We start from the raw sequence: 21,689 nt of genomic DNA, 5'->3' as shown, positions 1-21,689 counted from the left end.
CGGCCGCGACCGCCGACGCCGCGATGAGCGGGGACGGCAGATAGCCGTCCTCCGAGGCGTGGTGTTCGGAGAGGTTGACGGCGTCGTGGCCGGTCTCCTCGGCGTAGCGGGCCATGTCGAGGGCCGCGCGGTAGCGGTCCCGGCGCTCCTCCGGCCCGGCGCCCGGCGCGCGGAAGTCGAACCGCGTGACGACGTAGACCACTACACCCGCGCCCCGGCCAGCTCGGTGTACGCGGTGCCCCGCTCGTCGCGCTCCCACCAGGTGTCCGCCGGCGCGGCGCCTGCCCCTGTGCCGTCAGACCCTGTGCCGTCCGCGCCGGCGGCCCCCACGCCCTGCCTGACGAGCTCCCGCTTGAGGATCTTGTTGGTCGCCGTGGTGGGCAGGTCCACGGAGATCCGGACCCAGCGCGGCCATGCCTTGGGCGACAGGTCCGGCTGCGAGGCGAGGAACTGCTCGAACGCGGCCGGCTCCAACTCCGAGTCGTGGCGGGGGACGATCGCCGCGGCGAGCTGGTCACCCACCCCGCGCGGATCGGGCAGACCGTAGACGGCGACCCGCGAGACCGCCGGGTTGCGCAGCAGGATCTCCTCGACGATGCCGGTGGCCATGTTCTCGCCGTCGACGCGCAGCCAGTCCCCGCTGCGCCCGGCCAGGTAGACGAAGCCGTCCGCGTCGCGGTAGGCCAGATCGCCCGACCAGTACATCCCGTCCCTCATGCGGTCGGAGGTCGACGTGTCGTCGTTGTAGTAGCCGGCGAAGAACCCCGCCCCCTCGGTGTTGACGAGTTCGCCCACACACTCGTCGAGGTTGGTCACGGCGCCGTCGTCGTCGAACACCGCGCGGGGACACTCCTGACCGGTCGCGGGGTCATACACGGCGACCCCCGGGAACGGTTCCCCGATCGACGCCAGCGGCGAGTTCTCGGTCCGCACGATGATCACCGCGAGTTCGGTGGAGCCGTAGGCGTCGCGGACCTCGCACCCGAACCGCTGCGCGAAGGCGGGGATGTCCTTGGCCGCGGCCTCGTTGCCGAACGCGGCGCGGAGCGTGGTCTGGGCGTCGTCGGGGCGGGCCGGGGTGTCGAGGATGTAGGCCAGCGGCTTGCCCACGTAGTTCATGTACGTCACGCCGTAGCGACGGATGTCGTCCCCGAACCGGGTCGCACTGAACCGGCGGGCCAGCGCCATGGTGGCGCCCGCCGCGATCGCCGGGGAGAAGCCGCTCATGATGGCGTTCGAGTGGAACAACGGCATGGACAGGTACAGCACGTCCTCGGAGGTCAGTCCGAACGACGGCGCGAGGTTCTCCCCGGACATCGTCACCGTGAAGTTGCCGACCTGCACCGCCTTCGGATCACCCGACGTGCCCGAGGTGAAGATGAGCATGAACGGGTCCATGGCCTCCACAGGCGGCGGGTCCTGGGGGGCGGACGACGACGCCACCAGCGCCGCCCACTCGTCGGAGTCGGTGTCGATCACGCTGACCTCACCCAGATCGAGGCCGTCCATCAGCGGCTTGAGTTCGCAGTCCGTGAGGATGACCTGGCACTCGGACTTGCGGATGTCGCGGGCCAGCCCCTCCCCCCGGCGGGTGGCGTTGAGGCCGACCGTGACGTATCCGCCGAGCGCGCCGGCCGCCAACGCGTAGAGCATCTCCGGGGTGTTCTCCAGGAGCGTGGCCACGTGGAGCGGCCGCGCGGGATCCAACATCCCCGTGACGGCGCCGGCCCGGGCGTCGGCGCCCGCCAGGTAGTCACGCCAGGTGATCGAGGTGTCGTCGTAGCGGATCGCGACGGAATCGGAGTCGGCATGGCGGCGGAGTTGCTCACGGACGGTGTCGGCCATGTGGGAATTCCTTCACGGGTGGCGGTGTGGTCTGGATCATAACCACGGCGCTGACATGCGTTAGGGAATCGCGGACGGGAACCGCCCCGGCACTCGGTTTTCTGCAGCGGAACGCGCGCGCCTCTACTGTGGCGAGCACTCCGACTGGACAGTTCGCACCACGAATCCGACTCGATCAACGGGAGACCACACATGGACGTCGCCGCCGTCGCAGCCACCGCACCGGACGCACCCCTGGAGAAGACCACGATCCGGCGTCGGGACACCGGCCCGGACGACGTGCTCATCGAGATCGAGTACGCCGGCATCTGTCACTCCGACATCCACCACGTGCGCGGCGAGTGGGGGAAGACCACCTACCCCGTGGCGCCCGGGCACGAGATCGTCGGCATTGTCCGCGAGGTCGGTTCCGAGGTCACCCGGCACGCGGTGGGCGACCGCGTGGGCGTCGGGTGCCTGGTCGGCGCCTGCCACGAGTGCGCCTCCTGCCAGGCCGGCCAGGAACAGGAGTGTGAGCGCGGGTCGGTCGCGACCTACGGCTCCCCGCTGCCCGAGGGCGACCCCGAGGGCCCGGTGACGAACGGCGGCTACTCGACCCACATCGTGGTCGAGGAGCCCATGGTGGTGTCCGTACCGGACGGGCTCGACCCGGCCGCGGCGGCGCCGCTGCTGTGCGCGGGGATCACCATGTTCTCGCCGCTGAAGCAGTGGAATGTCGGCCCGGGCACAAAGGTCGCGGTGATCGGCATGGGCGGACTCGGACACGTCGGGGTGAAGCTCGCGGTGGCGATGGGTGCCGAGGTGACGGTCCTGTCGCAGACCACCTCCAAGCGGGACGACTCGCTGAAGTACGGCGCCGTGGAGCACTACGCGACCGCCGGAGACGAGGGCAAGGCCACCCTCCGGGAGCTCCGCGGCACCTTCGACGTCATCCTCAACACCGTCTCCGCGAGCCTGCCGATGGACCGGTTCCTCGCCACGCTCAAGCCGCGCGGGGCGCTGGTCAACATCGGCATCCCGACCGAGCCGATGTCGGTGCGGGCAGGGTCCGTCGCCGCTGGGCGCAGGATCCTGACCGGATCCATGATCGGGGGGATCCCGGAGACCCAGGAGATGCTCGACTTCTGCGCCGAGCACGGGATCACGGCCGACATCGAGCTCATCTCGGCAGACAAGATCAACGAGGCGTACGACCGTGTTGTGAGCTCGGACGTCCGGTACCGGTTCGTGATCGACGCCAAGACGTTCTAGGGGTGAGCGTCAGGTTTCACCGGTGAACCACATCCAGATGAATGTCGCCACGAATCCCACCGTCGAGAGGATGAGGACGGTCCGGCTGTAGTGATCCTCCCAGGCCATCTGGATGAACCGCCGCTTGAACTCTTCCCACTTGCCGTCCCAGAATCCGGGTTCCGGTTCCAGGGCGGGGTGTTCGTAGGGGTGCGGGTCGCGTTCCGACGGGTCGTCCCATCTCTGCCCATACCTCATGGTCGTGTCACCTCTCTGCCGTGTGGGCCCGGTACCGGTCGTGAGCCATATCGCCCGCCTGCTGTCCCAGGTACGTCCCGACGGCCGCACCGATGCCGGCGCCGATGAACGTGCCGAGGGGACCGAACATCGTTCCTGCGACGGCGCCGGCTGCGGCGCCTCCGAGCGCGCCGCCACCCAGAGCCCCGAGGGTCTCCGCGACGGCCTCGCCGGTCGACGTCTTCCCCTGGGCGTGGGCCTTCACGCCGTCGTACACCGTAAGCCCGCCACCGACCGGACCGGCGACCCTACCGAGTCCCCGCAGTCCTGTCGCCGCGGCTCTGCCGAAGTCGTCAGGGGCCGGGTTGAGCATGTGCTTCCCCCGCGTCAGTGGATCGAGTTCATCGGCGACGTCCGGATAGCCCCGAGACGCGGCCCCAGTCATCGCGTCCACACCGCGACCGGGCCACGGGTCGTCCGGGCCCGGGATCGGCGACCGGTCGACCTCAGGTGGGATCGCGGCGTGCAGCCGGGCGGCGATCCCGTCTATCTGGCGCCCGTAGTGATCATCGAGGGAGCGCACGGTGTCGACCGCGGAGCTGATCGCCTCCGCATGCTCATCTACCGTCGATTGATCGATGTCGTCGCGACCAGACAACGGACGCACCGACGATTCGCCCACCTGCAGTCCGGCTGCCTCGGCATCGGCGATCCGATCTCGAACCGTCTGAACTGCCGGCCCCAGCGCAGCGTGCGAGTTCCGGAGAGCATCAGCCAGATCCTCTAGTCCGTCAGCCAGCGTGCTGACGTGCGACTTCTCACGTTCCACGGTGTCGAGAACGGCGTCAGCGGCCTCCCCGTCCCAGCCATCATCCAGCTCCACCGCACCGTCGACCAGGTCCCTCCGGATGCCCTCCGCCACCGAGCCCCGCCGCCCGACCTCGCCGCCGGCGCCCGCCACTGCGGACACGTCCCAACGACGAATGTCGCCGACTGTCCAGCTCACCGCCGGGCCACCGCTGCGAGGAGAGCCGCGAAGTCCTCATCCTCGGCCTCGAGGAACCGGTGCGCCTCGGCAGCGAAGTCGGCCAGGCCCCCGAGCCGACCCGCGATTCTCGAGGCGCACACCGCGGCAGCACCGCACGCCCGGTCCACCGCCTGCTCGATCGCCGACCCGCCCGGAAGACCGCCGCCCAGACGTGCCGTGACCTCGGGAAATGTCACCTCCGCGGCCGCCTCCCCGCAGTCGCGGAACACCGAGACCGCGCTCGCGATCTTCCCGGCATCCGCCCTGATCGTCCCGTCGGGCACGAGCCCTCCTCGTCGTCGTTCCGGTCTACTACCGGGACGCCCCCGTGGCGTCCTCACCATGTACGACGCGCGCCCCACGCCGATCGGTTCCCCCGTGTCGTACCCGTGGTGTGTACTCGGGAGTGTGGAAGGGACACCGGTCACCGCCGGTTCCACCCACGACCCGGCGGCGTCGCCCGGCGTCGGGACCTCTCCCCTCGAGGAGTGCACCATGTCGCTCACCTGGACCCCCACCCTCGACCGCGCGCTCGCGGTCGCCGCCCGTTGCCACGCCGGCCAGACCCGCAAGGACGACCCGACGCCCTACATCGCCCACCCGGTCGCGGTGGCGCTGATCGTCTCGGACTTCACCTCCGACGAGGACGTGGCGGTCGCGGCGCTGCTGCACGACGTCCTGGAGGACGTGCCGCCAACGGTGTACTCGGCCGACGACATGACCGCCGAGTTCGGCGAGCGGGTCACGGAACTCGTCCGCGGCGTGTCGGAGGAGAAGACCGCCGGTGTCCAGACCCCGCCGTGGCGGGTGCGCAAGGAGGGCTACCTCGCGCGACTGGCCGAGGACTCCCACGAGTGCCTGCTCATCTCGGCCGCCGACAAGATTCACAACCTGCGCTCGATGGTCACCGCGCACGAGCGGCTGGGCGGTGACATGTGGGGCCTGTTCAACGCCGGGCCGGAGGAGAAACTGTGGTTCTACCGCGCGATCGCCGACGCCGTCGCCGAACGGCTCGGTGACTGCACCGCCTCGCGAGAACTCCGCCGGGCGGTCGACGACGTGGCCGCCCTCGCACCGGTGGGATGACGCCGTGCGTGACCAGCTCTCCGGCCCGGGCAGCGCGCCGCTGCGTCCCGCGGAGGACCCCTGGGACGGTTTCGAGACCACACTGGCCGGGCATCTCCGCAGGCCGGGGGCGGTCGGCGCGATGGAGTTCACCCCGCCGTCCGACGCGTCCGGAACGCGGGGGCGGTGCATCGTCCACCTCGCGCCCGGCGGCGAGCGCGCCTGGGTGACCGTGCGCCTCGCCGGTCACCCCCTCGTGGAGGAGATGATCGCCCACACCGCCCCCGCCGCGCCCGCCACCATCGCCCGGGCGGTCGTCGATGCCTGCCGCGACCGGCTCGGGGTACCGCACCCCCAACTGCTGACCCTGCGCTGCCAGGGCACGGTCGGGCGGCACACCGGACCGCTGCGTCTGCTCCGCTGGGACTCGATCCCCATCGGCAACGACCCCGCCGACCACCCGAACCCCATCGACGTGGCGGTGGAGGTGGCCGACCACGAGGACGCCCGGGAACGGTTCGAGGCGATCGTCGAGAGAGTCACGGGACGGGCCTGCGTGGTCGACGACCACGGGGCCATCGTCTTCGACCACGTCGGCCACCGGATGCACGTCTCATTCGACGAGGACGAGCCGTACGCACGCATCTGGGCGTGGGTCGTGCGGGGAGTGCGCTCCAGGTCCGACGCGGCGCTCGAGCTGGCTCGACTCAATCTCGACGACGACCGCACGTCGTGGATCCTCGACGGCCGGCACGTCCTGCAGCGGACCACCGTGCCGGTCGCCCCGCTGCTCCCCCGCCACGCCCAGGTAGCGCTCGAACACTTCCTGTTCACGTTCTCCTCGACGCGGGACGCGATCGCGGCGAGGCTGGGGCCGCGGTAGCAGCACAGACGAGAGCCGGTGCATTCGATGACCTGAATGCACCGGCTCTCTCCGGCGACCCTGACGGGACTCGAACCCGCGACCTCCGCCGTGACAGGGCGGCGCGCTAACCAACTGCGCCACAGGGCCGTGCTCGTGGCACGGGGTAGGACATTAGCGGAACTCATGGACTCGCCCTCCACCGCCCCCGGCAGATCTGCCGTCCGGTGAAATCAGGCATCGAACCGTTCCTCACCCGATCGGCCACTCCCCGCGCTCGGTGAGGTCGTCGGCCTCCGGGGTGACGGCCGTGGGCTCGCAACCGAAGCCGACCATCTCCGTGCCGTCCTCGAGCGTCACCCGACCGAGTTGCATCGGCCTGGGCAGCTCGTCGAGGAAGCTTCCCAACGCGGCCGGGGACATCATCCACCGCTCCCCGAGCAGTTCGGCGCCGTCCGGGTGACGCAGGACCCCCGGCTTGGGTGGCTCGGTGCCGAGCCGGTACATCCGGTAGTCGGCGCTGGAGCGGACCGGTCCACGCCACGCGGCGCCGCGGGAGGTGAGCTGGTGTTCGAGCGGGCCCCCGCGGCGGTGTGCGCCGAACACCACCAGATCGACCGCCGGCGCCCCCGCGCGCAGCGGCCACGGAGCGAACGGTTCCGCCTCGGACCCGGCGTCGCCGGCGAGGTCGGCCGCGATGTCGGCCACCGGACCGTCGTGGAAGGGCCGCCCCACCACGGTCACGCCGAACGATGCCCTCCCGCGATCCCCCTCGTCGATCTCACCCGTGGGCACCGCCACCGCGCAGAGGTCGAAGAGATTGCAGAAATTCGTATAGGTACCCATCCGGCTGTTGAGGGCGATCGGGTCGGAGTCGACCTCGGCGATCGTCGGGTGGAACGGCGCGGTGGGCACGAGCAGGGCGGCCGCACCCAGTCGGTCGAGCTCGGCGAGAGCCTCGCGTCGCAGCCCCTCGACTCTCCGCCGGTCCCGCAGCAGATCCACCGCGGCGATATCGCGAGCGGGTGCGATGATGCCGTCGACGATCGGATCGACGCCCGCGTCCGCGCCCCGGGCGGAATCGAGAAATCCGCCGACAGCCTCGTATCGTTCCGCGACGAGCGCACCGTCGTAGAGCAACCGCGCTGCCGCCAGGAACGGCGCGAGGTCGATCTCCACCACCCGGTATCCGAGCGACCGGGCCCGGTCGACGGCGGCCGCGAAGGCCTCGGCCCAACCCGGGGCCATCGCCACCAACTCACGGGGGACGGCGAGCGTCGCCCCCGGTCCGGCCGCGAGTGGTGTGTCCGTCGGCCACCTCCGGGTGCCCTCTCCGCCGGCCATCACCGCGGTCGCCCGCCCGGCGGTATGGACGTCGCGCGCGAACACCGTCACGCAGTCATAGCTGGCGCAGGCCGGGATGACCCCGTCGGTGGAGACCACGCCGAGAGTGGGCTTGATCCCCACGATCCCGTTGAGTGCGGCCGGGATCCGGCCCGACCCGGCGGTGTCCGTGCCGATGGCCAGGTCGCAGATCCCCAGCGCCACCGCCACGGCCGAACCCGAACTGGAGCCCCCTGAGATGTGGCCGGGGCGGTGAGCTGCCCGCACGGCCCCGTACGGGCTACGGGTGCCCACGAGACCGGTGGCGAACTGGTCGAGATTCGTCGCCCCCAGCACCACCGCTCCTGCCGCGCGCAGTCGTGCGACGGCCACCGCGTCCCGCTCCGGGAGGTAGGCGTAACCCGGGCAAGCGGCGGTCGTGGGCAGTCCCGCCACGTCGACGTTGTTCTTGACCGCCAGGGTCATGCCCGCGAGGGGCCCGCCGCCGGCGAGAGAGGCCGCCATGTCGGCCACCAGGTCCTCCCGATCGCGGACCTGCAGGAACACCTCCGGCCGGTCGGCCTCGGCCAGCCGGGCCAAGACGTCGTCGACCAGCGCCTCAGCGGCAGCGCCTGCGTGGACCCCCGTCGTCGTGGCGCTCATGCGCTGAGCTCCCCACTGGCGGCCCAGCGCGCGAACTCCTCGGCGCGGGCGTGCTCCATCCGGCGCCTCGCGGACGCGATGGACTCGCCCTCCCGCGCGCAGAAGGCATTGTGCTCGGCCAGGGAGAACGTGTCGTCGGTGATGTCGACGAGACCGCGGCCGGCAGCGGTATCCGCCCGGAGGTCCGCCAGCTCCTCGGACGAGACGGGATACCAGGAGATGCGGTCGAAGTGCCGCAACAACCACGGGTGCTCGGCGTCGAAGCCCGGCGCGGGTTCAGGGTGCCGGTGGTTCCAGACCTGCGTGGTGCGGCCGACGAACTGGTAGCCGCCGGGCCCCTCCATCCCGTAGATGCAGAGATAGGCGCCGCCGATCCCGACCGAGTTCTCCGCTGTCCACGTCCGGGCGGGGTTGTACTTGGTCGTCACGAGGCGGTGGCGCGGGTCCAGGGGCGTGGCCACCGGGGCTCCGAGGTAGACGTCCCCGAGCCCGAGCACCATGTACTCGGCGTCGAAGACGGTGCGGTAGACGTCGTCGGCGCTCTCCAGGCCGTTCATCCGGCGGATGAACTCGATGTTCCACGGGCACCACGGGGCGTCGTCTCGCACGCCGTACATGTACCGCTCGATGGCCTCCTTGGTGGCGGGGTCGTCCCAGCTCAGCGGAAGCCGGACGCGCCTGCTCGACACCACCAGATCCTCGGCGGCCGGCAGGGCGGCCTCGGCCTCACGCAGGGCGTCCAGCGTGGCGGCCACCGAGCTGCGACCGGGAGTGATCTTTACCTGCAACGACCGGATGCCGGGCGTGAGGTCCTGTTGGCCGGGCACGGGATTCGAGAGCAGGTGCAGGTAGAGGGCGTGGGCGCGGGCGCGCAGCTCGAGATCGAGTTCCATTCGCCCGTATTCGACCAGGACGTTGTCGTCACCGCCGCGGCGGTACGTCACCTCGGTGACGCCGTCGGCGGTGTGCCCGCGGCCCAGCACGCCGTCGTCGCGGTCCCCGCCGTCACCGAGGACGTAGGGCCGGCCGGCACTCCCCGCGCCGCCGATACCGGCGCGCTCGGGTGTTGCGTCCACCCGCACGCGGACGAACCGCACCGTGTCGCCGGGAGCGAGTTGCCCGAGCTTCCACCGGTCGCTGCTGACCACCGTCACCGGGCAGACGAAACCTCCCAGACTCGGCCCGTCCGGACCCAGCAGGATAGGGGTGTCGCCGGTGAAGTCCAGTGCCCCCACCGAGTAGGCGTTGTCGTGCAGGTTGGACGGGTGGAGTCCGGCTTCGCCTCCGTCGGGCCGGGCCCATTTCGGTCGCGGCCCCTCGAGACGGACGCCCGTGCGGTCGGAGTTGAAGTGCACCGAGTAGGTGGACGCGTACAGCTCGTCCATCCCGGCGCGGGTGAGGAAGTCGGGAGCGCCGTGGGGCCCCTCGGCCACGGCGACGTGCCAGTGATGCCCGATGGCAGGGATCTCCTCGGCGAGGATCCGGCGGGGTACACCCGGTCCGGGCTCTCCGACCGACAATGTGTCCCCCGCGACCAGAGAGCGCCCCTCGTGTCCGCCGAACCGTCCCAGGGTGAAGGTCGCCGACGACCCCAGGTACGGCTCGACGTCGATCCCACCCCGGACCGCGACGTAGACCCGCATGCCCGGCCCCGTGATCACCGGGACGTCGAGCACGGATCCGGCCTCGAGCCGCACCGGCTTCCACTGGGCAACCGGCTGGCCGTCCACCGTGGGCCGCACGTGGGCGCCGCCCACGCACACCGTGACCGCGGAGTCCGGCCGGACCCTCAGACCACCGCGCGTGCACTCCAGCCCGGCGGCGCCCTCCGCGTTGCCCACGGCGATATTGGCCAACCGGAGGGACTGGCAGTCCATCGCACCGGACGGCGGAACGCCCACGCCCCAGTACCCGGTTCGGCCGGGCCAGTCCTGGACGGTGGTGATGAGCCCGGGGGCGAGGATCTCGAGGCGGGACATGGTGGTTCTCCTCTGGAGAGTGAGGGACGTGATGTGGCGGTGGGCCCGGTTCAGGCGGTGACGATCATGCGGACCGCCGTCGGATCGAAGCCGTTGCACGGGTTGTTGATCTGCGGACAGTTGGAGACCAGGACGATCACGTCACGGTCGGCGCGCAGCGACAGCCGCTTGCCGGGTGCGGAGAGCCCGTCGACGATCCCGAGCGTGCCGTCGCCGTCGACGGGGACGTTCATGAAGAAGTTGACGTTGGGGACCAGATCCCGCTTTCCGAGCCCGTACCGGGCGCCTTCCCGGAGGAAGTTCTCCACGCAGGCGTGCTGGTGGCGCGTGTGGTGGCCGTACCGCAGGGTGTTGGACTCCTGCGAACAGGCCCCGCCGAGCGTGTCGTGGTTGCCCACCTCGTCGGCCGTGATCGTCACCAGTGGGTCCCCGGCGTCGTCCCGCAGGACACTGCCGGTGGTGAGGAAGATCGACCCCTGGGCGGCAACGGTCGCCGGGGCACTGTAGCGGCGGGTGGGGTCGTGCGCGTCGTAGAACAGTGTGTCGACGGCCTGGTTGCCCTCGAGGTCCACGATGGTCAGGGTCTGCCCCTCGTGGAGGACGCGTGACCAGGCGGCCCTGGCGGCGACGATCTCATCGGCGACCACGGCCCCGTCTGCGAGCGAGAGGTCGTCGGCGGCGCCGGTCCGGGGGTCGGCGGAGACGGTCGTGGGTGTCATGGGGGTTCTCCTCAGTCGATCTGGGTGGAGGCGCGGTGGGCGGCCTCGGAGTTGGCGACGGCACGGCGGTATTCGAGGTCGTCCCCGACGCCGGGGAGGGTTCCCTCGCAGAGTGCGTCGAGGTCTTGCGGCGCGCTCCACGCCAGGAGCTCGACGGTCCCCGAGTGGTACTGCTCCGACGGATCCAGCGGATGGTCGGCGACCGCCACGGCCAGCACGACGGGCAGGTGGACGACGAGGTCGATCGTCGCGCCCGCGCCCGCGTTTCCGGTGGACACCAGCGAACCGTCCGCGTCGACCCGGATCCCGTGGAAGAACGAGACGGTGTGCGGCAGGTCCCGTTCGGCCAGTCCGTTCTTGAGCGCCGCCAGTAGCAGCAGTTCCCGTCCGGCCGGTGACTCCGATTCCGGCGCGCCGGCCCCGTAGCGGGCGACGTTGCCGGCCAGGGTCGAGGCCCCGCACAGCGCGTCGTGGTGGCCGGAGGTGTCCGCGACGATCGTCGCGAGCACGCGCCCCTGGTCCGAGAGCAGCGGATGGCCGGTCCCGAGGTAGGCCTGCCACGGGACCTTCACCGTGTCGGCCGTGTTGAGTCGCTCCCAGGGAGCGTCGGCGCGCCACATCATGAGCGAGGCGCAGGCCGTGCCCTCCCGGTCGGTGAGTCGGATCCGGGTGCCCCGGGCCAGGGTGACCGCGGTGTACCGGCCACCGGGGATGGACTCGGCCCACGTCAGTCGGTCAGCCGGGACGTCCGCCGGCGGATCGGGCCAGTCGGTGGCGGGGACGACCGGCATGGCGTCGGTGATCGTGCCTGCCTGGGCGCGGGCGTGCCGGCGGGCACCCGAGGTGGTGGATGTTCCTGCGGGGCCGGGTGCGGTGGTGCTGGTCATGACTGGTCACTCTCCGATCTGGACGGGGTTGGGGTGGGTCTTGCCGCGGGGGAAGCACAGGATGCCGACGCCCACCACGGCGACGACGGTCGCCACGCCCGCCCACCGCAGCCACGGTGTCTCACCAGACGGGTCGAAGATCTCGGCCCGTGGCCAGGCGAGGTTGATGGTCATGAGCAGTCCGTACGCCACGGCGAGGACGTTGACGGGGATCCCCCAGCGGCCGAGCGAGAACAGGGGCCTGCCCTCGGCGTCGGTGAGCCGGGGGCCGTTCGGCCACCCCTTGAGTCGACGCATGAGCAGCGGTCCGGTCACGCAGAGGTAGGCCAGGTAGATGAGGATGATGCACACCGAGGCGAGCGTGGCGAAGATCGCGGAGTTGCCGACGTTGACCAGCAGGATGCCCATGCAGGCCAGTCCGATCAGAACGGACGGCGCGATCGGGGTCCCGGTCCGCGGGTGGACGCGCGAGAGAGTCGTCGAGAACGGGAGCCTGCCGTCGCGTGCCATGGAGAACATGAGCCGGGTGGCGGCGGTCTGGATGGCGAGGGTGCAGATGAAGATCGCGACGACGACGTCGGCGAGGAGCACCTTCCCCCAGAAGTTCCCGAGGACCGAGTTAAGTACGTAGGGAAGGCCCTCGGTCGCCAGACGCCCGTCGGTGAGGCTGGGCGCGGCCATGAGCGCTCCCAGGATCATCAGTCCACCGCCGATGGCGGAGACGGTCAGTGCCATCCGGATCGTCCGGGGCGCGATGCGGCGGGGATTGACCGTCTCCTCCGCGAGCTCGCCGGCCGAGCCGAACCCCACCATGACATAGGCCGCCATCAGTCCCGAGACCACCCAGGCCCAGATGTACCCGGGTTGATCCCCCATGCCCGCGGTGTCGAAGACGACCTGGGGGCCGCGGACCGCGTGGGTGAACAACGCGAGGACCACGGCGATCACACCGACGATCTCGCAAGTCACGCCGATGTTGTTGACGTAGGCCATCCACCGGACGCCGATGGAGTTGATCACCGTGGTGATGACGAGCAGGACCGATCCCAGCAGGACGGCGTTCGTCGATCCGGATGGTGAGGTCAGCGCCGGGTCGTCGCCGATGATCTGGAAGCCGGACCAGATGCTCGGAAGGACGACCTGCAGGGCGATGGCCGCCGCCGAGGCGGTGACGATCTGGGCGAGGATCATGAACCACCCGCCGAACCACCCCACGATCTCCCCGCCCATCCGGCGGGACCACTGGTAGATCGCGCCCGAGATCGGGTACCTGGCCGCCAGTTCGGCGAAGCACAACGCCACGAGGAACTGGCCGGCGAAGACGATCGGCCAGGTCCAGAAGAAGGCGGGGCCTCCGAACCCGTACCCGAGGCCGAAGAGCTGGAAGATCGTCGTGAGGATGGAGACGAACGAGAACCCGGCCGCGAATGACGCGAACGTGCCGAGACTCCGATGGAGTTGCTGTTCGTAGCCGAAGTCTGCGAGGTCGTCGTGATCACCCCGGCGTTCGGGAACCGGGGTGGTGAGACCGGGTGAGTCGCTCATGTCCGGTGCTCCTCTCGGGGCGGGCCGATGAACCCGATCTCGGCGACCGCGGTTCCTGTCGTGTGACAGTTTTGCTCGGACGCATGACACCCGGGTTGCACCATGTTTCGATCGGATTAACAGGCACTCGCGCCCGCTCCCGGCTGACGCACCGGCCGTCTGACGTGGTCGAATGACCCCATGACACCTCCCCGGGCCGGCGACGATGATCGCACTCGCGCGTGGTCGGACGACCTGCGACGAGAACTGGAATCGAGGCTCGGCCCGACCGTGGCGGACACCGTGTGGGTCACCGGTTCGGTGGGCCGCGGGGAGGCGGTCCCCGGCAGTGACCTGGAATCCCTCGCCGTCGTCGACCACCGGGACCCCCGCGCGGTCCGGCGCGCCGTCGCGGCCACCGATCTCTCGACACCACCGTGGTACGCCGAGACCTCCGCGGCCTCGGCCGCCGATCCCCGCTTCGTCCGGACGCGCGCCGGATGGTCCACGGCCGCCGAGGGCTGGGCGGACGCGCCCGCGCGGAACCTGGGGGTCGTGCACCTGGGCCTGCTCGCCGACGCCCGCCCCCTCACCGACGACCGACGCGACCCGGACCTCCTGCCGCGCATGGCCGTCGATGCCGTTCGTGCTCATCCGGCCGTGCTCGCAGACGTTCTCGCGGACGCGCTCTCGACCCGGGCCTCCGTGCCGTCCAGACTCGGCCGGACGTTCCGCGGAGACCCCGTGGTCGACCTCAAGACAGCGGTCATCACCCCGGTCGTCAAGATCGCGCGGTGGTCCGCCCTGCGCGCCGGGGTGGCCACCACCAGCACGGGCTCGCGCCTCGAACTGGCCGCCGACCCGGATCTCCTTCCGCCGGACCGGTGGGAGTCCCTGCGCGTGGCCGCCCGATTCGTCACCGGTCTACGGTGGGACGTCCGTCTGCGGGCGGACCCCGACGGCCCCGGAACCGACCGGGTCCCGCTCTCCGTGCTCACCACGGCCGAACGCGCCGGACTCCGGTCCGTCGCGCGGGAGATCTCCGGCGTCCAGCGCGCCCTCGACTACCTCCGGTCAGCGGGCCAGATCCGAGATCCGGGGTGACCCGCCACCCGTGCACCGCCGCGATGCTCGCCATCTCGGCGTTGGAGGGATGGGCACCGGGGGTCGACGACGACGAGGTCCTCGATCTCGTCGACCGGGGCGCCTCCGATCGGCTCATACGCCTCCACGTCCTCGAGTCGATACCGCCGGAGGCCGTACGACGGCCCCGGCCCGGGATCCTGGCCCGCCGCGTCCCGTACTACCTCCGGGGAACGCGGGTACTGGAGAATTCCCTCGGCATCACCACGGAGAGGCCCCTGGCCCGGGCGGAAGCCCTCCTGGCGGTCGCCGCGGGGGCCCGTCTTCTCCGTGAGCCGGCGTCCGCTCCGACGACCGTCTCCGGCATCCATGCCGCACTGTTCGGCGATGTCTACGCCTGGGCGGGCCTCCCCCGGATGGTCGGCCTGTCCAAGCAGGGTTCCGTGTTCGCCGCGGCAGACCGCGTCCCCGCCCTCGTCGCCCCGCTGGAACGACCGGCCGACCTCGTCGCCGGAGCGCTGGACTCCGCACGTGCACCCGCACCCCGGAGGGCGACCATCGCCCTGGCCCTGGCCGACTGGTACGCCCGCTTCAACCACGTGCACCCGTTCCGCGAGGGAAACGGGCGCGCCGCAGCCGTCGCCGCCCTGCTCGCGGCACGCGCGCATGGCGCGGACCTCGACTTCACCCGTACCTCCCGTGCGACGTGGGTGCAGGCCGCCGTATCCTCCTTGCCGACTCCTCCCCGCAGGACCGTCGATCCCACGGCGCACCGGTTCGAATTCCTCCGTGTCACGATGGACCGGTCCGTCGACCCCCACGCCACCTGACGGCCGGGACGAGAAACATCGCCGGACCGGCGTGGCGAAAGGACCTCCGTGGACACACCCGGCCGACCCCGACTCGTGGACCGCAGGCGCCCCGGAGCCACTCCGGCCGACGAAATCCTCGATGCCGCGGCGGAACTGTTCACCACCCGCGGATACACCGCCACCTCCACCCGCGCCATCGCCGACGCCGTCGGGGTGCGCCAGGCGTCGCTCTACACGCACTTCCCGACGAAAGCCGCGATCCTCGGCTCCCTCCTCGACACGACGGTCGGGCCGACCCTGGAGATGGCCCGCCGGTTGCGCGCCGAGGGGCGGGACCCCCGGGAGACGCTGCTGACGCTGGCGACAGTCGACGTCGAGGGCCTGCTCGCCTCACGTTGGAACATCGGGATGTTGTACGTGCTCCCGGAGGTCACAGGGGAGGACTTCGCCGGTTTCCGCGGCGCGCGCTCGGAACTCAGAGGGATCTACCGGGAACTCGTCGCACTGTGTCGACCCGACCTCGATCCCGCCGACCCCGCCCTCGACCTGCCGTTCCGGGTGGTCGAGGCGGTGATTCCGCACCGGCAGGATCATCCCGGGGTCACCATCGACCCGGTGCGATGGGCGACGGCCGCGACCCGCGCGATCGGCATCAGCTGAACGGTCTTGTCGTACCGGTGGGGCACCATGGCGGTGTGACCGGATCCCAGGCTCATCCCAGCGCCCTCGTCGCCGAGGTCCGCCGTCTCCGCGGCACCGACCCGCTCGGCCGGATCACCGTCCTGGTGCCGTCGTTCGGTGCGGCCAGGGACGTGGTCCGGGCGCTCGCGCTCGACGGCGGGGCGGTCAACGTGGCGGTGAGAACCGCCGACCAGGTGATCAGCGAACTCTCGGCTCCTGCACTGGCCCCACGGGCTGCGCTCCCCTTCCCCCTCCTCGCCGCCGCGGTCGAGAAGGCGCTGGACAGCGATCCCGGACATCTGGAGGCAGTGGCATCCGAACCCGTCACGGGACAGGCCGTCGCCCAGGCGTGCCTGCGTCTGGGGACCGTCGAGCCGGGTTCGGTCACCGCGGAGACCCGGCTGCACTCGGAGGTCCTCCGGCTGGCCGACGAGGCCCGCGCGATGACGGGTGACGCCTACTACACGCAGTTCGAGGCGGTGAGTACCGCGCTGGAGCGTTTGGATGTGCTGGGGCGGATCGTCCTGGCGGCCCCGCTGCGCGGAACGCGGGCCGAGCGCAGGCTGCGGTCCGCGCTGGAACAGCGCGGCATATCTCCCCTCCCCGGTACCGGATCGGAGCACCTCGCCTCCGCCGCCGAGCCCGGCAGCGCGAAGGCGATCACCGGCACCCACGTCCTCCACGCGTCGGACTCCGATGACGAGGTGCGCGCGGTGGTCCGTTTCGTCCGCTCGCGCCTGGCGGACGGGGTCCCCGGCCACCGGATCGGTGTCTACTACCCGTCACCGGACCCCTACCTGCGGCTTCTCCACCGAGCATTCGGGGAGGCCGGGATCGCCGTCTACGGCCCCTCCGACGCCGGGCCGGGTCGCTCTCCGGCCGGCCGCACGTTGGTGAGGCTACTGGGACTCGACGCCGGCCGGATGCCCCGCGCCGACCTGCTGTCGATCATCGCCGAGGGCGCGATCGTCCCGTTCGACGAGGAGGGTGCTGCCGTCTCGTCCAGGCGCCTGGAGATCCTCACCCGAACGCGTTTCCCCGTCATCGGCGCCGGCGACTGGAACCGACTGGCCGATCACTTGCGGCTGCGGGGGGAGCCCGGGGCCCTCGGCGAGAACGAACGGGCCGCGGCGGCTGCTCTCCTACGCCTGATCGGGACCATCCGCTCCGAGCTCGCCGCCGTCGACGCCGCGCGTTCCTGGGCCGAGGCGGCGGAGGCCGTCACCGGACTGATCACCTCACTGTTCCGTCAGAGTCCCGCCCGGGCAGCCGCACTGGTGGTGGTCGGTTCTCTCGGGGATCTCGACACCATCGCGCCCGCCATCACCCGGGATCGAGTGGTCGGTGCGCTCGCCACGCGGCTGGACGGAATCGTCGACCGCGTGGGCGAGGAGGGCGCCGGGGTCGCGCTGGGTCCGATCGACGACGCCGTGGGGCGCGACCTGGACACCGTCTGCGTGGTGGGCATGGCGGAGGGACTCCTTCCGGTCCTGCACAAGCCCGACCCTCTCGTTCCCGAAGGCGCAGTCGAGCCCTCCTCCTCCGAGCGGCTCGACGAGCGGTACCGGGTTCTCCAGCTTGCGCTGAGCGCCGGCTCCGAGCACCGAACGTGCTCATTCCCCCGCGGATCGATGCGAGGCGGCGGCAACAGGATCCCGTCGCGCTGGCTCCTGCCCACCCTGTCCGAACTCACCGGGAAACCGGTTCGTGCCACCAAGTGGCAGGAGGACGTCGCCGGGTGTCCGGCCGTCACCGCCGTGCCCTCGTTCGTCGACGGCGTGCTGACCCCGCCGGCCGCCCTCGGTTCGGACCCGGCCACTGTCTCCGAACTGCGGATCCGGCAACTCTCCGCCAACGGCTGGCTGGCCCGGCCAGGTGCCCCTGGTCTGCTGGTTCGAGCACACGAGATGCGTCAGGATCGCCGGCGAGGACGATTCACGCGGTTCACCGGTGATGTCTCGTCAGCTGCGCGCCTGCTGACCGTCCTCGACCATCCGCTCTCTCCCACGAGGCTGGAGGACTGGGCCCAGAGCCCGTATCTGTTCTTCCTCTCCACGGTCCTGAGGGTCCGGACGCTCGACGACCCGGCCGCGGAAATCGAGATGGACCTGCGCGACTACGGCGACCTGGTCCACTCGATCCTCCAGCGCTACGTCTCCGATCGCCTCCAGACCGGGGCCGGCCCGGACCGCGAGCTGCTCATGACCGCGTTGCGCGCCGAATGCGAGGCGGCGATCGCGACGTCACCGGGACTCGTCGCCTCACTGTGGCGACGGCGGGAGATCCTGCTCGCGGCCGAACTCGACCGGTGGTACTCGGAGGACGAGACGGACTTCCGAGCGGGGTGGGAGCCGGCCGCGACCGAACTCGGGTTCGGCCGAGGGGCCCCCGACGGTTCCGTGATCGAGATCCCCTTCGAGGTGACCACCTCCCACGGCACGACCACGGTGTTCCTCGCAGGGTCCATCGACCGGCTCGACGAGCGCGGAGAGTCCCAGCGGGTCACCGACTACAAGACCGGGACGCCGCCCGCGGTGGAGGAGCGGCCGAGCGAGGAGGACCCCACCATCTCGGGGACACGATTCCAGTTGCCGCTCTACGCAGCGGCCGCCGAGTCCGCTCGCGATCTGCCGGTCCGCGAAGTCCGCTACTGGTACTGCACCGAACGGGGCGAGTTCGAGCAGATATCCCTCGACGTCACCGTCGACCTCATGGACAAGGTCCGCGCTGACGTGGGCAACCTGGTGGACGCCCTCCAGCGTGGATGGTTCCCCCTCAAGGGCGGGCGCGGCTCGTCCCGTGATCTTGCGAAGCTCATCGGCGGCTCCGAGCTCGACCGCGCCTGGGAGCTGTTGTCCCGACAGGACCCGCTCGCATCCCACCCCGCGTTCGCCGGCCTCGTCGCCGCCGATCCGACCGAGCACGAATCGGAGACGTCCTGATGAGTACCCTCCCCGACCAGGCCGCCCGGCTCCGGGTGGAAACGGACACCTCCGTCACGCTCTTCGTGGAAGCCGGTGCAGGGACCGGTAAGACCCATGCCCTCGTCAGCCGCCTCAGCACTCTGCTGTTGGACGACGCCGTGCCCGTCGACCGCATCGCCGCGATCACCTTCACCGAGAAGGCGGCCACCGAGCTCCGCGATCGCCTCCGCGTGACACTCGTGGACAAGCGCGCCGAGGGCGACCACCGGGCGGATGCCGCTCTCGCGGGGCTCGACACCGCCGCCATCGGCACGCTGCACTCCTTCGCCCTGCGGCTGCTCTCGGAGAACCCCCTGGAGGCGGGAATTCCCCCGAAGGTCACCGTGCAGCAGGACACCGCCGAGTCCAGCGCCGTCGACGCCCTGTGGCAGGAATGCGCAACTCTCCTGTTCGGCAGCGGCCCGACCGCCACCCGGTCGGGCAACCTGGCGCGGGCCGTCGACGACATGCTCGATGCCGGTGTGACGGCCTCCGCGTTCCGCGAGGTCGTCGAGGCGCTCCACCGCGACTGGGACCGCCTGCCCACCGACCTCCTGTACCCCGACACAGCCGACCTGCCCGTGTCGCCGGATCTCGCCGAGATCATCGCTGCCGTGGGATCGATCGTCGGGTGGCGGGATTCCTGCCAGGACGAGACGGACAAGCTCTATGCGGTCCTCGACGCACATGAAGCCTGGGGGGCGACACTGCAGGACGCTTCGTCCGACCCGTCCGCGTCGCCCTCCTGGATGGAACTCCTGGGCAAGCCGATCACCGCGGGAAACGGCGGTAAGGGCGCGAATTGGGGCGGGACGGACGTCGTGAAGGAGATAAAGGCGGAGATCAAGCAGCTCTCCTCGATGTGCGAGGCGATCCTCGTCGAGCACTGGCGCCCACGTATCGCCGTGGTGCTCGACGCTCTCATCCCGGTGGTGCGGAGGCACGCCGCCGACCGGCGCCGCCACGGCACCCTGCAGTTCCACGACCAGCTCGTTCTCGCGCGCGAACTACTGCAGGACCCGACGGTCCGCGAACGGGTCCGGGCACGCTACCAACGAATTCTCATCGACGAGTTCCAGGACACCGACCCCATACAGTTGGACATCGCCGAACTACTGACGTCCGCGGCCGCCGGATCCGGGCCCGAACCGGGCCGACTCTTCACCGTCGGCGATCCCAAACAGTCCATCTACCGATTCCGCCGCGCCGACATCGCCACCTATCTCCGGGCCCGGGGCGGAGCCGACAGTACGGGCGGTGCGACGGGCGGGGCCGCCATCGAGAGACTGAGCACGAACTTCCGCTGCTCACGTCCGGTCCTCCGCTGGGTCAACGAGGTGTTCTCCGAGGTACTCATCGCCTCCGACGGCATCCAACCCGAGTACCGGGACCTCGAACCGGCACCGAACCGGCCCGAACACGACCCCACCCACGGACCCCGGCCGTTCGTCTTCCGCACCGAAGACGTCCCCCATCACTGCCCGCCCGACTCGAAGGAGGCCACCGAACGCCACTGGACCGAGGCCGCCGACGTGGCAAGGGTGATCGCCACCGCCATCCGGGAAAGGTGGACCCACGAGTCCAAGGATGGTGAGCAGACCCCACTGCGGCTGGCGGACATCGCGATCCTCCTGCCGTCGCGCGGTTCTCTGCCGATGCTCGAGACCTGCCTCGACCACGCGGGGATCGACTACCGCACCGAGGCGTCCTCGATCGTCTACGGGACGCCGGAGATCCGCGACCTCCTCCTGGCCGTCCGCGCCGTCGCCAACACCGCCGACGAGGCGTCCCTCGTGGGCGCGCTGCGGTCACCGTTGTTCGCCTGCGGGGACGACGACCTCCTGCGCTGGCGCGCCGCCGGCGGCACCTGGGCCCCCGGCGCGCCGGCACCCACGGAGCTCGCGGAGTCCCCCGTCGCAGACGCGATGGGATACCTCTCCTCCCTGTCGCGGCACACGCGGCGCCCAGGCGAACTCCTGGAGAAACTCGTCCACGATCGCATGGTCTTCGAGTCCGTGGCCGAATCGCCGCGGCGGCGCGACCTGTGGCGACGGATCCGGTTCGTGATCGAGCACGCGTGGCAGTGGGAGGAGTCCGCCAGCGACCCAGCGCGTGCCGACCTCCGTGACTACGCGGACTGGGCGCTGACGCTGACCGCGGAGGACGCCCGCGTCCCCGAAGCCGCCATCCCCGAGATCGGGGTGGACGCTGTCCGCATCAACACCATCCACGCGTCGAAGGGCCTCGAGTACCCGATGGTCATCGTGGCCGGGATGAGCCGGGGCTGGCCCACCAGCCGGGACCGGCTCCTGTGGACCGACGACGAGCCTCCCCGGCCGGCGGTGTCGTTCTCCGCCACCGTCCGTGACCCCGCCTTCACGGCGGCAGCCGAACGCGAAAAGCAACACGCGCTCGCGGAACGCATCCGCCTCCTCTACGTCGCCACGACCCGAGCGGAGAGCCGCCTCGCGGTCTCCGGCCACGGATACGCCCTCACCAAGAGCGGAAAGCCCCGGGCAGGACTGTGGGGGACCCTCCTCGGCTCCGTCATCGAGGACGCCGACGCGCCCGATCTGGTCGAGTACGGTGAGAACCTGCTCGACGCCGCCGCCGTGCCCGACGTCGACGTTCCCGACGAAGCGGAATGGGCCCGACGCAGCCAGCAGATCGCGGCCAGGTCCGCAGAGCGCGCGGGCTGGTCCGCGACCCGGATCGTGCACCCGGAGGTCGCCGACGGTTCCGCCGCCGCAGGTGCAGACCAGCGGCGCGACGAGGCGGCCGAGCCGCGG

General features: G+C 70.9%; 18 protein-coding genes and 1 tRNA gene. 8 read left to right on the top strand and 11 right to left on the bottom strand.

Going from position 1 to position 21,689, the window contains the following annotated elements:
• Both G6024_RS01540 and G6024_RS01535 read right to left on the bottom strand, forming a co-directional pair.
• The coding region (locus tag G6024_RS01540) for an LLM class flavin-dependent oxidoreductase (RefSeq protein ID WP_159147708.1) at positions 1-202 on the bottom strand (202 nt) is incomplete at its 3' end.
• A complete protein-coding gene (locus G6024_RS01535; RefSeq protein WP_159147707.1) occupies positions 202-1,845 on the bottom strand; it encodes an AMP-binding protein in 1,644 nt (547 codons plus the stop codon). The genes G6024_RS01540 and G6024_RS01535, both read right to left, overlap by 1 nt.
• Before the next feature lie 192 nt (positions 1,846-2,037).
• On the opposite strand from G6024_RS01535, the gene G6024_RS01530 reads away from it, so the two are divergent.
• Entirely contained in the window at positions 2,038-3,096 is a 1,059-nt protein-coding gene (locus G6024_RS01530) for an NAD(P)-dependent alcohol dehydrogenase (RefSeq protein ID WP_067715405.1), read from the top strand.
• A 9-nt stretch (positions 3,097-3,105) separates the two neighbouring features.
• Here the strand turns inward: G6024_RS01530 and G6024_RS01525 are convergent, their stop codons facing one another.
• Genes G6024_RS01525 through G6024_RS01515 form a run of 3 tightly spaced genes read right to left on the bottom strand, consistent with a single transcriptional unit; the run spans position 3,106 to position 4,623 of the window.
• Positions 3,106-3,333, bottom strand: coding sequence for a hypothetical protein (locus G6024_RS01525; protein ID WP_007626596.1), 228 nt, complete (start codon positions 3,331-3,333; stop codon positions 3,106-3,108).
• 7 nt (positions 3,334-3,340) lie between these two features.
• On the bottom strand, positions 3,341-4,282 hold the full coding sequence (locus tag G6024_RS01520; protein WP_235027716.1) for a WXG100 family type VII secretion target: 942 nt from the start codon (positions 4,280-4,282) through the stop codon (positions 3,341-3,343).
• A 32-nt stretch (positions 4,283-4,314) separates the two neighbouring features.
• On the bottom strand, positions 4,315-4,623 hold the full coding sequence (locus G6024_RS01515) for a hypothetical protein (RefSeq protein WP_067715410.1): 309 nt from the start codon (positions 4,621-4,623) through the stop codon (positions 4,315-4,317).
• 211 nt (positions 4,624-4,834) lie between these two features.
• Between G6024_RS01515 and G6024_RS01510 the strand changes: the two genes are divergently transcribed.
• A complete protein-coding gene (locus G6024_RS01510) occupies positions 4,835-5,425 on the top strand; it encodes an HD domain-containing protein (protein WP_067715507.1) in 591 nt (196 codons plus the stop codon).
• A 4-nt stretch (positions 5,426-5,429) separates the two neighbouring features.
• Positions 5,430-6,287 (top strand): T3SS (YopN, CesT) and YbjN peptide-binding chaperone 1, encoded by an 858-nt coding sequence (locus G6024_RS01505; RefSeq protein ID WP_067715413.1) that lies wholly within the window; start codon positions 5,430-5,432, stop codon positions 6,285-6,287.
• Between the two features lie 55 nt (positions 6,288-6,342).
• Here the strand turns inward: G6024_RS01505 and G6024_RS01500 are convergent.
• The 6 genes from G6024_RS01500 to G6024_RS01475 form a co-directional block, all read right to left on the bottom strand.
• Positions 6,343-6,416 (bottom strand) — tRNA-Asp (locus G6024_RS01500).
• Positions 6,417-6,518: 102 nt separating this feature from the next.
• Positions 6,519-8,252, bottom strand: coding sequence for an allophanate hydrolase (gene atzF, locus G6024_RS01495; protein WP_067715416.1), 1,734 nt, complete (start codon positions 8,250-8,252; stop codon positions 6,519-6,521).
• Entirely contained in the window at positions 8,249-10,231 is a 1,983-nt protein-coding gene (locus tag G6024_RS01490) for a 5-oxoprolinase/urea amidolyase family protein (RefSeq protein WP_067715418.1), read from the bottom strand. Before G6024_RS01490 ends, atzF begins: the two co-directional genes overlap by 4 nt.
• Positions 10,232-10,281: 50 nt before the next feature.
• Positions 10,282-10,950 carry an urea amidolyase associated protein UAAP2 gene (locus G6024_RS01485; protein WP_067715421.1) on the bottom strand — a complete coding sequence of 223 codons (669 nt, stop codon included), beginning with the start codon at positions 10,948-10,950 and terminating at the stop codon, positions 10,282-10,284.
• 11 nt (positions 10,951-10,961) lie between these two features.
• Entirely contained in the window at positions 10,962-11,837 is an 876-nt protein-coding gene (locus G6024_RS01480) for an urea amidolyase associated protein UAAP1 (RefSeq protein WP_067715424.1), read from the bottom strand.
• 6 nt (positions 11,838-11,843) lie between these two features.
• On the bottom strand, positions 11,844-13,382 hold the full coding sequence (locus tag G6024_RS01475) for an amino acid permease (protein ID WP_067715427.1): 1,539 nt from the start codon (positions 13,380-13,382) through the stop codon (positions 11,844-11,846).
• Positions 13,383-13,562: 180 nt separating this feature from the next.
• On the opposite strand from G6024_RS01475, the gene G6024_RS01470 reads away from it, so the two are divergent.
• The 5 genes from G6024_RS01470 to G6024_RS01450 all read left to right on the top strand — a co-directional run.
• Positions 13,563-14,465, top strand: coding sequence for a putative nucleotidyltransferase substrate binding domain-containing protein (locus G6024_RS01470; RefSeq protein ID WP_082923854.1), 903 nt, complete (start codon positions 13,563-13,565; stop codon positions 14,463-14,465).
• Positions 14,462-15,274, top strand: a complete 813-nt coding sequence (locus tag G6024_RS01465) for a Fic family protein (RefSeq protein ID WP_067715430.1) — start codon at positions 14,462-14,464, stop codon at positions 15,272-15,274. The genes G6024_RS01470 and G6024_RS01465 overlap by 4 nt, the downstream gene beginning before the upstream one ends.
• A 48-nt stretch (positions 15,275-15,322) precedes the next feature.
• Positions 15,323-15,916: a TetR/AcrR family transcriptional regulator gene (locus tag G6024_RS01460; protein ID WP_067715435.1), complete on the top strand. Its 594-nt coding sequence runs from the start codon at positions 15,323-15,325 to the stop codon at positions 15,914-15,916.
• A gap of 35 nt (positions 15,917-15,951) precedes the next feature.
• The gene (locus G6024_RS01455; protein ID WP_235027715.1) at positions 15,952-18,879 is read left to right on the top strand and encodes a PD-(D/E)XK nuclease family protein; all 2,928 of its coding nucleotides are present in this window, start codon (positions 15,952-15,954) and stop codon (positions 18,877-18,879) included.
• Positions 18,879-21,689 (top strand): UvrD-helicase domain-containing protein (locus tag G6024_RS01450; RefSeq protein WP_159147703.1); only part of this gene is annotated, 2,811 nt, incomplete at its 3' end. The genes G6024_RS01455 and G6024_RS01450, both read left to right, overlap by 1 nt.

Origin of the sequence: Dietzia maris (genome assembly GCF_014144855.1) — a bacterium.
In the GTDB taxonomy this organism is placed as follows: domain Bacteria; phylum Actinomycetota; class Actinomycetes; order Mycobacteriales; family Mycobacteriaceae; genus Dietzia; species Dietzia kunjamensis.
Note: the sequence above shows the minus strand (reverse complement) of the source record. Positions and strands in the feature narration are given on the sequence as shown.

Excerpts from the sequence above, each read along its gene's own strand:
- G6024_RS01530 (WP_067715405.1), top strand. The coding sequence starts at position 2,038 with ATGGACGTCGCCGCCGTCGCAGCCACCGCACCGGACGCACCCCTGGAG.
- G6024_RS01480 (WP_067715424.1), bottom strand. The coding sequence starts at position 11,837 with ATGACCAGCACCACCGCACCCGGCCCCGCAGGAACATCCACCACCTCG.
- G6024_RS01470 (WP_082923854.1), top strand. The coding sequence starts at position 13,563 with ATGACACCTCCCCGGGCCGGCGACGATGATCGCACTCGCGCGTGGTCG.
- G6024_RS01535 (WP_159147707.1), bottom strand. The coding sequence starts at position 1,845 with ATGGCCGACACCGTCCGTGAGCAACTCCGCCGCCATGCCGACTCCGAT.
- G6024_RS01475 (WP_067715427.1), bottom strand. The coding sequence starts at position 13,382 with ATGAGCGACTCACCCGGTCTCACCACCCCGGTTCCCGAACGCCGGGGT.
- atzF (WP_067715416.1), bottom strand. The coding sequence starts at position 8,252 with ATGAGCGCCACGACGACGGGGGTCCACGCAGGCGCTGCCGCTGAGGCG.
- G6024_RS01510 (WP_067715507.1), top strand. The coding sequence starts at position 4,835 with ATGTCGCTCACCTGGACCCCCACCCTCGACCGCGCGCTCGCGGTCGCC.
- G6024_RS01525 (WP_007626596.1), bottom strand. The coding sequence starts at position 3,333 with ATGAGGTATGGGCAGAGATGGGACGACCCGTCGGAACGCGACCCGCAC.
- G6024_RS01485 (WP_067715421.1), bottom strand. The coding sequence starts at position 10,950 with ATGACACCCACGACCGTCTCCGCCGACCCCCGGACCGGCGCCGCCGAC.
- G6024_RS01490 (WP_067715418.1), bottom strand. The coding sequence starts at position 10,231 with ATGTCCCGCCTCGAGATCCTCGCCCCCGGGCTCATCACCACCGTCCAG.